The sequence below is a fragment of the Desulfonema magnum genome, assembly GCF_017377395.1.
In the GTDB taxonomy this organism is placed as follows: Bacteria; Desulfobacterota; Desulfobacteria; order Desulfobacterales; family 4be13; genus Desulfonema_C; species Desulfonema_C magnum.
Genome location: NZ_CP061800.1, coordinates 7,566,791 through 7,582,703, shown reverse-complemented (window position 1 = coordinate 7,582,703; position 15,913 = coordinate 7,566,791). Strand labels below are relative to the sequence as shown.

Below are 15,913 nucleotides of genomic sequence, written 5' to 3'. Positions count from 1 at the left end.
AAAATTGAAAATTAAAAAATTATCAAGGCATCCTTCATACAGACTAAAAAGTAGTTTACACTTTTTCCGGCATCTGGAACAATTTGCAAAATTGTTCTGTAGTAAAGTGTAAACTGACAAATGAAGAATGCCTTGAAAAATTATCAATTATCAATTATCAATTATCAATTCTTTATGAGATTTCCGGTTTAATCTCTTCCAGATAATAACATTCTATGATGTCACCGACTTTGATGTCATTGTAATCTTCGATGCCGATCCCGCATTCATAACCGCTTTGCACTTCCTTCACATCATCTTTGAAACGACGGAGAGAAGCCAGCTTGCCTTCAAAAAAGACAACGCCGTCCCGGAGAAGGCGCACAAGCTTGCCTCGCGATATCTTTCCGTCGGTCACATAAGTTCCCGCAACCGAGCCGACTTTGGGGACATGAAATACCTGGCGAACCTCAGCCCTGCCCAGGACCCGCTCTTCATATGTGGACGCCATCATGCCCACAATGGCATCCTGGATGTCTTTGATGGCATTGTATATGACATTGTAAAAGCGCATATCCACATGTTCTTCACTGGCAAATGCCTGTACTTTCGGCGTGGGGCGGACATTAAAACCAATGATGATGGCATCAGATACCGCTGCCAGGGAAACATCTGATTCGGTGATGGTACCGGTCGCGGAATGAACCACATGGATGGTGACTTCTTCGTTGGAAAGTTTTACCAAAGAATCTGTAATCGCTTCAATAGAGCCATGCACATCTGCCTTTATGATGAGATTGAGTTCCTTGACTTCGCCTTCTTTCATCTTCTCAAAAAGTTTTTCAAGGCTCATCCGGCTGGTTTTTGCCAGTTCTTTGGCCCGCTGCTTCTGAACCCGATGAACACTGACCTGCTTGGCGCTTTTATCGTCGCTCACAGCAATAAGCTCATCACCGGCATTGGGCACTCCGGAAAGTCCGATCACTTCCACCGGGATCGAAGGACCCGCGGATTCGACCTGCACGCCTCTGTCGTTCAGCATGGCCCGGATTTTTCCGTGATGAATGCCGCATACGACCGAATTTCCCGCGTGAAGGGTCCCTTCCTGCACAAGCACGGTGGCAACAGAGCCTCTGCCGGAGTCCAGTTTTGATTCCACCACATACCCCTTGGCGAGCTTATCTGCATTGGCTTTCAGCTCAAGGACTTCGGACTGAAGCAGTATCATCTCCAGAAGATTGTCAATGCCCTGATTCTGTTTTGCAGAAACCTTGACAAAAATGGTGTCTCCTCCCCAGTCTTCCGGTACAAGTCCTTGTTCGGAAAGTTCGCGCACCACCCGGTCAGTATCCGCATTTGCCTTGTCAATTTTGTTGACCGCTACAATGATGGGAACCCCGGCGGCTTTGGAGTGGTTGATTGCTTCCACTGTCTGGGGCATGACCCCGTCATCAGCAGCCACCACCAAAACGACCAGATCCGTCACCTTGGCTCCCCGGGCACGCATTGATGTAAACGCCTCATGTCCCGGTGTATCCAAAAAGGTGATCTGTCCGTTGTCTGTTGAAACATTGTATGCACCGATGTGCTGGGTGATGCCTCCGGCTTCGATTTCTGTTATTCTGGTCTTGCGTATGACATCCAAAAGCGAAGTCTTACCATGATCCACATGCCCCATGATCGTAACCACCGGGGACCTTTCCGTGAGCTTGGCAGGATCATCTTTTTCCGTGGTTTCGCTTAAAATGCTTTCTTCCTCAAACGAGGCTCTTTCCAATTCATAATCAAATTCCGAAGCCACCAGAACTGCTGTGTCGAAATCTATTGTCTGGTTCACCGTCACCATGACGCCCAGACCGATCAGCTTCTGGATCATTTCATTGGCTTTGATGCCCATCCGTTTTGCCAGATCAGAAAGAACAATGGTGTCATCAATTTTGACTCTCCGTTTGATAGCTTTCGGCGTTGTGATCTGAGGCTTCTGGGCTTTGACATTTTTGGCCTTGGCAGCACCCCTGCGGCCTTTTTTACCTCGTTGTGATCTGTCGTAAAGTGCAGCTCCTTCAACCACCTCTTTTCGTTTAAAAGAAATTTTCTTTTTGGTCCACTTTATTTCTTTTCCCGAGGACGGTTTATCCTGAGAAACAACGCGCCGGGTCATGTCCGCGTCTGATTTTTTTCTCTGATTCTTTTTCTTTTTATCTCTCAGGGGTGAATCTTTTTGTACCGTTCTGTCTGTCGGAGGTGTCTTCGCACCATATGGGGCCGAAGCTGTCGTCTGTCGTCTGCCTCTTGATGATTTTTCAGCCAACCCTTTTTTTTTGATCACTTCCTTTGGTGCTGATGCTTTTTCCTGTTCTGTTGGCAATTTTATAATCTTTGCAGGGGTCTCTTTTTTTCTTTTTTTTCTTTTTCTGGACCGCTTTTCATTTTTTAAAGCCTGAGCCGGTTTTTCATCCTTTGATACGGAGGGTCGCTCCTGTGACGGACGAACAGGTTTGACAGGTTTGACTGCTGACTGGCCTGCCTTTTTTGAATCAGCATCATTATGTTTGTCCGTCACATCCGGGGAGGTTTCCCCTGCGACAGAAAGACTTTCCTTCGCATTTTTTTGAGTACCGGCTTTTTTCTGGTCATAGTCAGGAGCAGGTGCTTCGGTAATTTTAGCTTTATCTTCCACAGGTTCCTTGATTTTATCTTCCACGAGCAGTTCTTGAGGGGATTTTTCACTTTTATCAGATGGCTGCTCAATATTTTTCATATCAGGCATCTGATCTTGTCCGGGGGGTTCTGTATTATCCTTCGCAGAGATGTCAACAGGAGGATGTTCTTTAGATTCAATGGGTTCTGGCTGACCAGGCTTTCCCAGTACGCGTTTTTTGCGCCTTCGGATAACCGTTGATTTTAAACGTTTTACATCGGATGAGTCAGATTTTGCACCGAAAACATCGGCTCTGACCCGGGTTACAACATCATCATCCAGAGAGCTTACATGACTGCCTACCGTAATATCCATATCCTTTAATTTTTCAAGGAGTACTTTGCTTTTCATGTTAAGGTCCCTGGCAAGCTCATATACTCTGATCTTAGCCATCCATCCCCCTTTTTTTAAATTGAAGATTGAAGATTGAAGATTGACAATTGGGGATTTGAATTCGCAGATTACCCAATCTTCAATCTTCAATCTTCAATTAAAGTGTATTATTCTCATTATCATTTTCAACCTGTTTTTGAACATCCGGGACAGATGAACCGTCCGACTCAACCAGATCGTTATTGTCAATCGGATCATTCGCTGAGGCATATTCGGGCATCTCGGTGTCCGTTGAATTTTTTGACAAAGTATCTTCATCTGTCTCAGTATTCGTTGAATCATCCGGCAAAGCCTCTTCCTCAGTCGTCTCAGGGTCCCCCGGACTGTCCGACAAATCCTCCTCAGCTTCGGAATTGCCTCTGACACTTTTATCCGGAGATGTTTGCTCCTGAGTGATCTCGGAAGTCAGATGTAATATCTCCCCATCAGGGTCTTCCATATATTTTTTTGCAATTTCAATGAGTTCCAGAGCTTTTTCTTCGGTAATATCCCTGACCTGAGTCAAATCTTCCACAGAACTTTTGCTGAGTTCCTCAGCAGAAAAAAAGCCTCTTTCATACAACGCATCTGCCAAGCTTATGGTCATCCCCGGCAATGCCATCAGAGAATTATAAGCATCTTCCATGTCTTCGCTGTACTGAGCCTCACTTTTGACATCCAGACGCCACCGGGTTAATTTGGAAGCAAGCCGCACATTCTGTCCGCCTTTTCCAATTGCCACGGACAAAAATTCATCAGGGACAATGACTTCCATGGAACGGTTTTCCTCGTCAATAATAACCCTTGATATCTCCGCAGGAGCCAGGGCATTACAAACAAATTTCGCGGGATCAACATGCCAGGATATGATATCTATTTTTTCGCCTCTGAGTTCCTGGACAACATTTTGCACCCGGCTTCCTTTCATGCCCACGCAGGCTCCGACCGGGTCTATGTCTGAATCATTGGAGGATACTGCAAATTTTGCCCGAACCCCGGGTTCGCGGGCCGCCCCCATGATGGTCACGATACTCTCGCTGATTTCAGGTACTTCTGTTTTAAAAAGATTGATCAGAAAGTTCGGATGCGTTCTTGACAGAATAATCTGAGGTCCCCGCGTGTCCTGCCGTACATCCATTATATAGGCTCGTATTCTGTCCCCGCGTCTGTAGGTTTCTCTCGGAACCTGTTCACGCTCAGGAAGAACAGCTTCGGTCTGCCCCAGATTGACAATAATACTGCCCCGGTCAATACGCTGGACAATGCCGTTTATGATCTCACCTTTCCGATCAATAAATCCTGAATAAACGGCCTCTCTTTCAGCGTCTTTCATTTTTTGGATAATGACCTGTTTGGCGGATTGGGCCGCAATCCTGCCAAAAGTGCCTGTGTCCATTTTGGTGCCGAGACTGTCGCCAATTTCACATTCCGGATCAAGTTTGAGTCCTTCTTTCACAGTGATTTGGAGCATCTCATATTCTTCAACAGGTTCGCTGATCTTCTCCACCACTTCTCTGAACTGAAATACTTCGATTTCACCTAATTCTTCATTATATTTGACTTCAATATCAATCTTATTCCCGAATCTTTTTCTGGCCGCAGACCTCAGCGCTTCTTCAATTGCTCTGATAAGAATGTCACTTTCAATGCCCTTATCCCGGCTCACCTGCTCAATGACACGCCTTATATCTGTTATAAACATCCATTATTCTCCGTTAAAGAGATATTTTAATTGATAATTGATAACTGATAATTATCAATCATCAATTATCAATCAACTTTTTCTGGCACAAGCCGCGCCCGCGTAATTTCCTGATATGGAATCAGCAGGATTTTGTCATCGACCAAGAGTTTTACACAAACTTCCGAGGTTACCGGATCTGATTTTAGCCCGGAAACAGAGGGGGGTACTATTTCTTCCGATAATCCTGCCAAAACCCCCTGGATATTTTTTTTCCCATCAACAGGACCAAGGGTTCTGATCTTTACTTTTTTCCCCCGGAATCTTTCAAAATCAGTTCTTTTTCCCAAAGGGCGATTCGGACCCGGTGAAGAGACTTCAAGATTGTATGGCTCATCTTCAATACCTGAGGACATAAAATGAACATCCAGAAGATCATTGACCTGACGGCTGATGTAAACACAGTCATTTAACGTAACCCCTCCGGGTCTGTCTATATACAGACGAAGCACCCTGCCCCCTGCCTCACGCTGATATTCGACGTGCGCCAGTTCCATTCCTTCAGCTTCACACAAAGGTTCTGCTATCTGCCTTATCTCTTCAGCTTTTACGTGGTCACGTTTTTTTTCATCTTTCTGGCTGTCCCGTTCTTCGGAATCAGTTTGCCGACGTGATTTTCCGGAACGAGAAGCTTTTTTTTCAATCGGTCGGTTTTTATGTCGCCGGCGGTGTTTCACCTTGAAGTATCCTTTTTTACTGTACAGGAAATAATAAAAATTTGTAAAAGCGACAAGGAAGCCGGATAAGAAGGGAAAAAAATTCCTTTCCTGTCTTAGCTCCCTGTAGTTTCTATTTTTGTACAGAAAATAATAAAATCCGGACTCTGAAAATCATTTTTCGGAGTCGTTGCGAAAAATGATTTTCGCACTCCCGGAGCTGATTTTATTGTTTTTAAATTTTCTATTTTATCTGTATGTGCCTTATCTTTATTATAAAAACAAAATAAAAAAACGGGCTGCCGCCCGCTTTTTTCAACCACATAGACCTTTACCATAGTGTATTTAAAAACTTTATCTGTTCATATATATAGCCATAACAAAAAAGTTAATCCCGAATCATACATACACTCATAATAAGGAAAAGGTCTATCCTCAGATAGCCTTTATAAAAAATCGGACTTTCCATGGAGCGGGCAACGAGATTCGAACTCGCGACACCAAGCTTGGGAAGCTTGTACTCTACCAGCTGAGCTATGCCCGCTCACCATTTAAGAGTTATTATACTACAGAAAACTTTTTTGTCAACATTTTTCCATCATAAATTTAAACACCTTTGACAATCCGCAGTTGTTTGACATATAATTTTCTATCAGTCATTATTTCTGAAAAATCATAAATGACAAACGACACGGCAGACAGGGAGTATTTAAAATTGAAGAAATTATTGGTAATCATTTTATTTTCATTCATTGGTGTTTTTTCGTATTTTTTTCTGGATATTTTACGATATGCAGATATCTCCGCAAATACAGATCAGGAAATATTTGTGGTTGTCCCTCCGGGCCAGCGGTTCAGTCTCACTTCCGAACAGTTGCATCAGGCGGGCATTATTAAAAATCCTTATAAATTCAGATTGCTTGCCCGAATCAAAGGACATGACAAAAAAATAAAAGCGGGTGAATATCGCCTCTCTTCCGCTATGTCGCCCAATGAAATCCTTGACATAATGGCAAAGGGAAAGGTTTTTCTCTGCAAGCTGACCCTGCCCGAGGGCTATGATCTGCATCAGATTGCTTCAACTGTTGCCAAACTCGGGCTTGGATCTGAAAAAGAGTTTTTGGCGGCCGCGACAGATACGGATTTTATACATGAAAAAGGAATTAATGCCTGGACCTTTGAAGGATATCTTTTTCCGGATACTTATTATTTCCCAAAAGGTGTGACCGCTAAAAAAATGATATCCACATTGGTCAGTCGTTTCTGGTCCGTATTCACCCCTGAATGGAAAGAGCAGGCTGAGAAACTGAAACTTTCAGTTCATCAGGTGGTCACGCTGGCATCCATTATTGAAAAGGAAACAGGTGTTGCTGCTGAACGTCCTGTCATATCTTCGGTTTTTCACAATCGTTTAAAAAAAAGGATGCGTCTTCAGAGTGACCCCACGGTGATTTACGGTATAAAAGATTTTAACGGTAATATCACCCGAAAGCATCTTAAAACTCTGACACCTTATAACACTTATAAAATAAAAGGACTTCCACCGGGGCCAATTGCAAATCCCGGAGCCGAGTCCATAAAATCAGCGCTCTGGCCTGCTGACACCTCTTATCTCTATTTTGTTTCAAAAAAAGACAGCACACATAAATTTTCAAAAACATTGAAAGACCATAACAGAGCCGTGCGAAAATATCAATTATCAAAGTAGAAAAAAATTTCCCGATTCCCGTGGGGTATTATCAGTAGATGGAAAAAATCCGATTAATCCGCAAAGTTCGTAGTTCCGCCTTCAGGCGGTCTCAGTGAAAACAGATGCTTACACTTGCACAACAGACCGCCTGAAGGCGGAACTACGAACTTTTTCCATCTACTGATTATCAACTGATCAAAAACTTTCAGGAAAAATTTTGCAGACGCGGGCAGAAACACCGCCTGCTGAGCCTGTCGGAACACCGCCTGCTGAGCCTTTTGCTCTGTTCTGCAATGAATTTATTACAGTCCCGGGCCGGAAGCCCCGGTTTTAAAAGGTGAAATTTATGAACATTACAACATTTTCAAAAGAACAACTTGCCGGACAGCGTGTGATGGCGGGGTTTGACGGAACAGATTTAAACAACGACCTGAAATTTCTGATTGATACACTAAAAATCGGAGGCATTATACTCTTTACGAGAAATCTGTCCGGTCCGGATCAGATAAAGGAACTGTGCCAGTCGGTTCAGGAATACGCACGCATAAGGGGACAGCCTCCCCTGTTTATTGCCATTGACCAGGAAGGGGGACAGGTGGCCAGGCTGAAGGAACCTTTTACACAGTTTCCCGGTAATCCCAAAATGAAAGATGAGGCAGATGCTGTGCATTTTGCCAAAGTCACAGCAGCAGAATTAACAGAGCTCGGGGTCAATATGAACATGGCACCTGTCATGGATGTCGCACCGGAGGGAGTTCAGAGTATAATGGCAGAAAGGGTTTTCGGACATACCCCCGAACGGGTATCTGCTTTGGGGACCAAGGTTATCAGGCATTTGCAAAATAATCGCGTCATGGCCGTTGCAAAACATTTTCCGGGAATAGGGCGCACCACCTCGGATTCTCACAATGACATGCCTTTTCTCAATGCGGATATGGCGGCGCTTGAGTCTTTTGACCTTCTGCCCTTTGAAGCCGCGATAAAACAGGCGGTCGCGGGAATCATGTTATCTCACATTTTTTATAATAAAATTGATCCGAAATGGCCTGCAAGTCTGTCTCCCCGGATTGCAAAGAAACTTCTGCGAAACATGATGGGGTTTGCCGGCATCGTGATAACCGATGATTTGGACATGGGCGCGATAAAAAAACATTATGATATCAGAACAGTCATACAACAAATCCTTTCTGCTGATATAGATATCACGCTGATTTGCCACAAAGGGCCGAATATTGAAATTGCCTTTGAAGAGATTCTGAAGGGCATTACAGACACTCAGGAAATAAAGACAAGAGGAGAGGCGTCTGTCCGGCGGATATTGAAACTGAAAGAAAAATATTTGTAGTCTTCAGAAGGCAGACTGCCGAAGTTTGCAAAAATATTTCAAACGGGGTTGCAAACCCCGCCCGGCATAGTCGGCATAATATTTCGGACGGAGTTACAACCCCCGTCCGGCACAGGGCATAGTCCGGCATAGTCCGGCATAAAAGCGAGAACAAAATAAAAATAACAAGGAGACTCAATGGACCCTACCTGCACATTGTTCAGGACAAAATTGACAGACACCATTCGGGAATGGAAAGACAAAGGCATTCCTTCCCGGTCCGAATTTGAAGCCAGAGCCGGAGAACTGCTGGAATGGAAAGCGGACCGGGGAATCACAGGGCTTTGGAAAAATCCGCTGCTGATGCTCACTGCCACTCTTGATGACGGAATGGGCATGGGGCTGAAAGTGATTCACCGCTACGCAGAGGTGGCCGGGCTGCGGGTTGTTCCGCTCGGACTGCTTCAGACACCCGAAAACATCGTGTCCGAATGCCAAAAGCATCGTCCTGATTTCCTCGGGCTTACCGTTCTCCAGCTGGATACGGACACGCTCGTGGCGGAGATCAGCGCACAGCTTCCCCAAAAAACCCGGATTATCGCGGGCGGCCCGGTGTTCAGATATGATCCTGATTTTGCCGAACGCACAGGCATCCATGTTGTGGCAAAAAATGCGATTTCGTTCCTGGAATTCCTGCTGGGGACTGATTCAGCGGGCGTTTCTGCCTCATTTATCCAATAAGACCCAAGGAATATCCCCAAAAATAAAATACCCGGTGTAGGGTGGGTGAAGCGAAGCGAAACCCACCGCACTGCCTCATTTATCCAATAAGACCCAAGGAATATCCCCAAAAATAAAATACCCGGTGTAGGGTGGGTGGAGCGAAGCGAAACCCACCGCACTTTTCCAACAATTCTTATCTTACTCAAAAAAAGCTGTACCCTGCATTGAAAATGTTTCAACCAGGGTGGCTCTGTCCAGATACTTGTTGCCCCGCTCGCAGGAGGTTTCAGGGGCAAAAAGGCACGCATGACAGGCTGCACCGTGAATGCCGGTGGTGTTTTCTGTGGGCAAATGTTCCGCACACAGGGGATCCGACGCACATACCCGTATCTGCTCAAGAGCCTGGTCAATATGCCTGCCCAGTGTCTCAGGATCGCCAAGATTCACCAGACCGCCCAGGGTACCTTCGCTGTCTGATGCCGCAGTGTAAATCAGGATGCCTGCCATGGACAGTTCTTCAGGGTCTTCTGAATAACGTGAATAAATCCGTTCACGGATACTGGCCGCGGTATAACCGCATTCAATGGACAACTGCCGCATCAGCCCATGGGCAAAAGAATGAAGCATGACATATCGGAGAGAAGGAAACCCGTGGTCATTCGGCTCAATCTTTCTCATTTTGCGCCATCCGATGTGACCTGTGAAAAAGAGCTGATTTCTCTTTTTCACGGCCCGCTTTTCATACCATTCACGGATTGCGGATTCTTTGAAATGCAGGAACAATCCTTCACCATGGACCTCGGCCGCAGGCAGCCATGTGGGATCCTTCCGGGAAAGGGGCGCAAGTCTTTCTTCGGGGATTTCATCACCATCCATAAAATCACCGGGGCTTTCAATACGAGTGAAATTCATGATGGCCCGCACCTCACGAATGCGCTCAACCAGAACTGTTTTTTCTATAAATTTCTCATACCCCGCGGGCGGTGCCACCGCACGAAGTTTGAAGTCATCTGTGACAGGACTGCCTTCGGGATTTGAAAAGACTTCCCATTCCGGTATTTTCAGGCTTTCTTCTTCGTTGTCCCGGGTGTCTGCCTGATCCTCAGATGCTCGTTTCTTTACAATAGCGTCCCATATTTCCTCATCTGAAAATTCTGTGAGAAATGAGAAAAAAGGGGTCTGACGAAAGGCTCTGAGGATATCCAAACTTGTCACCGGTTCCAGGGTTGCCCAGTTGTCATGAAGGATTTGTATGAGCCGGGTCGCTGAATTGGGAATAGATATGGCTGATAATGTTATGGGAAACCAGGCATTGGAAGCGCCCAGCAGGGTGACTCTGAGAGGTTCGGAACATCCGTCTTTGTCCCGGGTTCTCAGGTGAGGATGCCATGCTTTGCAGGAAGGCAGCACATCACTGCCTCCGGGACCGAGCGCATCTCCCATGCGTCTCTCCATGCCACAGGATTCGCATTTTACGATAATGTCTGATGCCTCACCTGACACACCGACTTCTTTTAGTATGAGAACAGAAGTTTTTTCAGAACATCTCTGCCCCCTATGCACATAGTCTGTCCAGGGGAAATCATGCAGATGTCCGTTTTTGCAGGCCACGACAAAGCGCACGGGCAACGCGGGGGGTTCTTTTGCTTTGTTGCAGTTGATATGAACATAGCGGGTTCGGTCAGGATAATAAGGCACGGACTTTAATTTGAAGAGACCTGAATCCACGGTTGAAATATGATTGCATCTGGAACAGCGCAGCCACCGGGGAAAAGGAACAACAGGCACTCCGATCTGAGGACCAAAAGGATTGTCATGGTCTTTTGCATCCGGATCAAAAGGCGGCATACTGAGTTTTTGCAGTTGTGAGCCAAGTCTTAACCTGAGTGCTGCGAGCAGGCGTTCTTCTGTGACAGGCTGGCAACGTGAGGTATCCCAGTCATCCAGTCCCATGACCAGAACAGACATATTCGGCAAATCTATGAGCGAGCCAATGCCAAAGGTGTATAAAAGCTGACTGGGTCTCAAATCTCCTAGTTTTATCATTTTTGTTTCTCCATTATTCATCATCATCATCAATCCGGAGTGCAAAAATAGAGCGAAGCGGTTTTTTGCATCATCAAGCATCAATCCGGAGTGCAAAAATAGAGCGAAGCGGTTTTTTGCATCATCAAGCATCAATCCGGAGTGCAAAAATAGAGCGAAGCGGTTTTTTGCATCATCAAGCATCAATCCGGAGTGCAAAAATAGAGCGAAGCGGTTTTTTGCATCATCAAGCCGGATCGCAAAAAATTAAGAAAAACGTTTTTTTTAAAGATGATATTTAAATAATTCCAGGTGGATGCAAAAAAACCGCTCCGCTCTCGGTGCAAAAAACCGCTTCGCTCTATTTTTGCACTCCGGATCACAGGCCCTCTTTACGAATCTCTGCAAAAAACCGCTTCGCTCTATTTTTGCACTCCGGATCACAGGCCCTCTTTACGAATCTCTGCAAAAAACCGCTTCGCTCTATTTTTGCACTCCGGATCACAGGCCCTCTTTACGAATCTCTGCAAAAAACCGCTTCGCTCTATTTTTGCACTCCGGATCACAGGCCCTCTTTACGAATCTCTGCAAAAAACCGCTTCGCTCTATTTTTGCACTCCGGATCACAGGCCCTCTTTACGAATCTCTGCAAAAAACCGCTTCGCTCTATTTTTGCACTCCGGATCACAGGCCCTCTTTACGAATCTCTGCAAAAAACCGCTTCGCTCTATTTTTGCACTCCGGATCACAGGCCCTCTTTACGAATCTCTGCAAAAAAACCGCTTCGCTCTATTTTTGCACTCCGGATCACAGGCCCTCTTTACGAATCTCTGCAAAAAACCGCTTCGCTCTATTTTTGCACTCCGGATCACAGGCCCTCTTTACGGAATCTCTGCAAAAAACCGCTTCGCTCTATTTTTGCACTCCGGATCACAGGCCCTCTTTACGAATCTCTGCAAAAAAACCGCTTCGCTCTATTTTTGCACTCCGGATCACAGGCCCTCTTTACGAATCTCTGCAAAAAACCGCTTCGCTCTATTTTTGCACTCCGGATCACAGGCCCTCTTTACGAATCTCTGCAAAAAACCGCTTCGCTCTATTTTTGCACTCCGGATCACAGGCCCTCTTTACGAATCTCTGCAAAAAACCGCTTCGCTCTATTTTTGCACTCCGGATCACAGGCCCTCTTTACGGGTCGGTGTCTTCATTCAGCCCGAAACTGTTTTCATCTAAGACAAGACTCACGGACGGCTCAACATCCCGCAATGAGTTGAGGCATGTAAATTTTTGCCATTTTTCTTTACCCGGAACTTTAAGCAGACCCAGGGTGGTTCCGTCCCGTTTTTCTTTATACCCCAGCGTCCAGGTTCTGGCCCTTTTAATTTCACTCAGCCAGAAATCCCGGCGCTCAAGCAGCATCTTTCTCACATTTTCGCGGATTTCCTTATTTCCCTCCGCGAGTTCGACCCGTGTGATGATGGATTCAATGGCATTCTCAAGCTGCTCATGATCTGCGGTCAGATCACTTGCCCTGGAATTCTCATTGAGTTCATCACTTACCAGCCGGATCAGAGAGACCATGATTCCTGACAGCCCTCGGTCCAGCGCACGGGGCGCAAAGGGCGTGACAGACAAGGCCTCGACATGCTGGTAAAATGTGGCATGATAATGCTCAAACTGCTCATAATGGGAAAGATCACGAGGACGGGCCCAGTTATAGACCGTCACGACCAGTCCCGGATATTTCCGCCCCACCCGGCTGGTGGCCTGAATATATTCAGCCGTGCTTTTGGGCTGTCCCGCGACCGCCATAAGTCCGAGCCGGTCCACATCAACGCCCACGGATATCATGTTGGTTGCCAGAACCACATCCAATGGCGCGGGCATGGAGACTTTTTCACCTGATTTTCGCTGAACTTTACGTCTGGCCTCATCCTGTTTGCTGAATCCCACATCCAGCCGGTCCAATATCCTGGGAATGTCCGCACTGCTTTTTCGGGAGGTCAGTTCTTCAAGATAGATACGGAATCGTTTTGCCAGCCCCCGCTGGTCAGCATTACGCAGGCGATTGGAGATGTCATCCTCCACAAGACGGCGGGTTCCGCCCAGCTCCCGGATGGAGTTGAAATAACCGGCCAGGGTCATCCAGGGATCCGCGGCAGCACCGTATTGATCATAGAGTTTTTTTGCGGCCCCGAGCAGCGCCACATACACCCGGATGATCACCGAGGGATACCGTCTGCCAATGGCGCAGATTCCCAGATAGCGCCGTCCGGGTTCTTTGGCAGGATCGCGTTGCAGGGAGAAAAAATTGTCCGTAATGTCCGTGCCGTGCGGCGGAAACACACTCACTTCCCGCAGAAAGAGTTTGTTCACCTGATCTTTTGCCCGTCGGATGGTGGCTGTGGACGCGATCACTTTTGGACGCACATTTTTGCCGTCAACAATCCAGGTGCATAGCGTGTCCACTGCGGTTTCATACAATCCCACCATGGACCCCAGCGGCCCGCTGATGAGATGCAATTCATCCTGGATAATGAGGTCCGGGGGACGCAGCAGCGGATGGGGCAGGGTTCTGGCAGGTGCCAGGGAGCCGCTTTTGGGATGGGAGTTGCGACCTTCGATTTCCGGAGAACGGAACCCGTGCCGGGTGCAGAAGCCGTTGACCTGACCAAACAGCATCTGAACCGCCCCTTTCCACGGCATCTGGGCAAATTTGTCCACTGTGGCAATGAGCAGAGTGGGCGGATGTCGGTAAATTTCCTCATCCACAACCCGCGCGGGAATGCCTTCATCCGGAGACTGAAGCTGGGTAAAAGGGCAGCGATGTCCCATGGGATCACCGCAATACATAAGGGTGCGATGGATGGTTCCCATGCCTGAACAAACTTTGATGTGTTTGCCAGGGTCTATGGCTGTTCCGCACCAGGGGCAGGTGGTCAGCTGCGCGGGCGTGCCGCTTCCGCCGGTTCCCATGCCTCTGCCATGAGCATTGGCAATGGCATCCTGCGCCTGTTTGGTTGTATTGGGTGTGGCCCGCATGCCTACCCACAGGCCAATACGAAAAGGGGCCTGCCCCCATTTATCCGGGTCTTGCCTTCGGATGACTTCGCACGCGCAGATAAGGGTTGTGGCTCGCTGAAACTGCTGAAGTGTCAGCAGTCGCAGGGTGTAGCGCATGAGTACTGCGACGCCGTGTTCCCCGGAACGCCCTCCGATATTTCCCTGCAACCGGCGCAATGCCATGGTATAAGCTGCCAAACCAAGATAGGCTTCGGTTTTTCCGCCGCCTGTGGGAAACCATAACAGGTCCGCGAGGGCCTGTGTTTCATGGCTCCGGTCTTTGTGGTGCAAATCGGTCACACTGGGGAGATTGAGCAGGACAAAAGCCAGTTGGAACGGATACCAGGTGCGGTTCCGAGGGATGTCAATATCTTTTGTGCCATCTTTTTTCTTACGCTGCTGTTTGCGGATTTGTTTTGCAAAAATGGAGCGAATGCGCTGAAGGTGCATGGCTTGATTGGCAAACCGGAAGGCCTCGGCCGCATGTTTGTCCTGAGTGAGAAGGGTGATTCCTTCCCGAATGCGTGACAGTGCTTTCTGGCAGTTTTTTATGGTTTCCTCAGCAGCGTGAGTATGGAATTCCAATCCTTCCCCCGGGTCCCTGATTTTCTCCTGCTGCCTGTGAATCCAGTTTTCATAAGCTTGTGCCAGGGGCATTAATTTTTCCGGGAGCTGGGCGTCTGGTGTTTCTGACAGTTCCTTCATGTCCAGCACGAGGTTTTCAAGATCAGGATTGTCCTGTTTTGTAGGCGGCGTGGTCCTGGGGACTTCATAAGCGGGAATGCTTTGGGTTTTCAGACGGATTGCCCGTTGCGGGTCTTTCGGATCAAGGTCCGCATGAACACTGATGCTGTGTCCCACGGCAAATTCTGTCTGTTTGCGATAGACCATGGTCAGGGATTGTAATTCGGTCCGGGTGACGGGATCCATTTTGTCATAATCCACAGTGTGATTGAACCGCTTGCGGAAAATGGCTGCCCCGTCCGAAGCTTCTGCCATCATTTCTGCCTGAAACAGCCATGCCGTGTCTTTGTTTCGTCCGGGTTCTTTCTGACCGTTGACCAAAAACAGGGTGGCTAACCATCCGTCATCTGTCTGACGCATTCTCCCCTGAATCGTGACCTGGGGTTGTTGTTCCGTGATGGTCATGGGGGAGATAACTCCCTGTTTTATGGGGATGGATAAGATATTTTCCACTTGCTCCCGTTTCCACACATAAATGGTTTTGCCGGACTTTTCTCTGACTCTGCCGGTGTTTTTCTTGGTGTAACGCCCCCATCGCACGGTGAGTTTCAATTGTTTTGCTTTTTGGCTTACAGCAAAGGTCATGCCCATGGATGAGGGGAACATGGTGTCTGACTGTACAGGTGAAAGATCAGGGGTTCCTTCGTCATAGGAATCTGTTCCCGCGGCGGCAATGTCGTCCATTTCCCCGGGGTTGACCGAGACGCTTTTGGGCGCGAGCTTGCCCACGAGGTATCTTTCTGAGACACGGTCTTCATATTCGTTCAGAACCTCTTGTTCACCGTCGCAGGGACCGAGGAGGTCTTTGATTACCAAATTCTCAAGCATGGCCCGAAGCTCTGCAGGAGACTTTGAATCGTTTGTCAGTGTTTCTGTCATTGTTTTTCCTTAAATT

General features: G+C 47.4%; 9 protein-coding genes and 1 tRNA gene. 4 read left to right on the top strand and 6 right to left on the bottom strand.

Annotated features, from left to right (window positions below; translation table 11 throughout):
* Positions 1-172: 172 nt before the first annotated feature.
* The 4 genes from infB to dnm_RS29020 all read right to left on the bottom strand — a co-directional run bounded on the left by infB (position 173) and on the right by dnm_RS29020 (position 5,993).
* Positions 173-3,073 (bottom strand): translation initiation factor IF-2, encoded by a 2,901-nt coding sequence (gene infB, locus dnm_RS29035; protein ID WP_207680351.1) that lies wholly within the window; start codon positions 3,071-3,073, stop codon positions 173-175.
* Between the two features lie 97 nt (positions 3,074-3,170).
* Positions 3,171-4,754, bottom strand: a complete 1,584-nt coding sequence (gene nusA, locus dnm_RS29030; protein ID WP_207680350.1) for a transcription termination factor NusA — start codon at positions 4,752-4,754, stop codon at positions 3,171-3,173.
* 68 nt (positions 4,755-4,822) lie between these two features.
* A complete protein-coding gene (rimP, locus tag dnm_RS29025) occupies positions 4,823-5,470 on the bottom strand; it encodes a ribosome maturation factor RimP (RefSeq protein WP_246556137.1) in 648 nt (215 codons plus the stop codon).
* A gap of 447 nt (positions 5,471-5,917) precedes the next feature.
* Positions 5,918-5,993 (bottom strand) — tRNA-Gly (locus tag dnm_RS29020).
* A 135-nt stretch (positions 5,994-6,128) separates the two neighbouring features.
* Between dnm_RS29020 and mltG the strand changes: the two genes are divergently transcribed.
* The 3 genes from mltG (at position 6,129) to dnm_RS29005 (ending at position 9,204) form a co-directional block, all read left to right on the top strand.
* A complete protein-coding gene (gene mltG / locus dnm_RS29015; RefSeq protein WP_207680349.1) occupies positions 6,129-7,157 on the top strand; it encodes an endolytic transglycosylase MltG in 1,029 nt (342 codons plus the stop codon).
* Positions 7,158-7,485: 328 nt separating this feature from the next.
* On the top strand, positions 7,486-8,484 hold the full coding sequence (gene nagZ / locus dnm_RS29010; protein WP_207680348.1) for a beta-N-acetylhexosaminidase: 999 nt from the start codon (positions 7,486-7,488) through the stop codon (positions 8,482-8,484).
* Positions 8,485-8,661: 177 nt separating this feature from the next.
* Positions 8,662-9,204: a cobalamin B12-binding domain-containing protein gene (locus dnm_RS29005; RefSeq protein WP_207680347.1), complete on the top strand. Its 543-nt coding sequence runs from the start codon at positions 8,662-8,664 to the stop codon at positions 9,202-9,204.
* Positions 9,205-9,384: 180 nt separating this feature from the next.
* Here dnm_RS29005 and drmB read toward each other — a convergent pair whose 3' ends face one another.
* The gene (gene drmB, locus dnm_RS29000) at positions 9,385-11,415 is read right to left on the bottom strand and encodes an MrfA Zn-binding domain-containing protein (RefSeq protein WP_207680346.1); all 2,031 of its coding nucleotides are present in this window, start codon (positions 11,413-11,415) and stop codon (positions 9,385-9,387) included.
* Between the two features lie 108 nt (positions 11,416-11,523).
* Between drmB and dnm_RS28995 the strand changes: the two genes are divergently transcribed.
* Complete coding sequence (locus dnm_RS28995) at positions 11,524-12,444, top strand: hypothetical protein (RefSeq protein ID WP_207680345.1); 921 nt, start codon at positions 11,524-11,526, stop codon at positions 12,442-12,444.
* Here dnm_RS28995 and drmA read toward each other — a convergent pair.
* Positions 12,400-15,897, bottom strand: a complete 3,498-nt coding sequence (gene drmA, locus dnm_RS28990; protein WP_207680344.1) for a DISARM system helicase DrmA — start codon at positions 15,895-15,897, stop codon at positions 12,400-12,402. The two genes, dnm_RS28995 and drmA, sit on opposite strands and share 45 nt — an antisense overlap.
* Positions 15,898-15,913 lie beyond the last annotated feature (16 nt).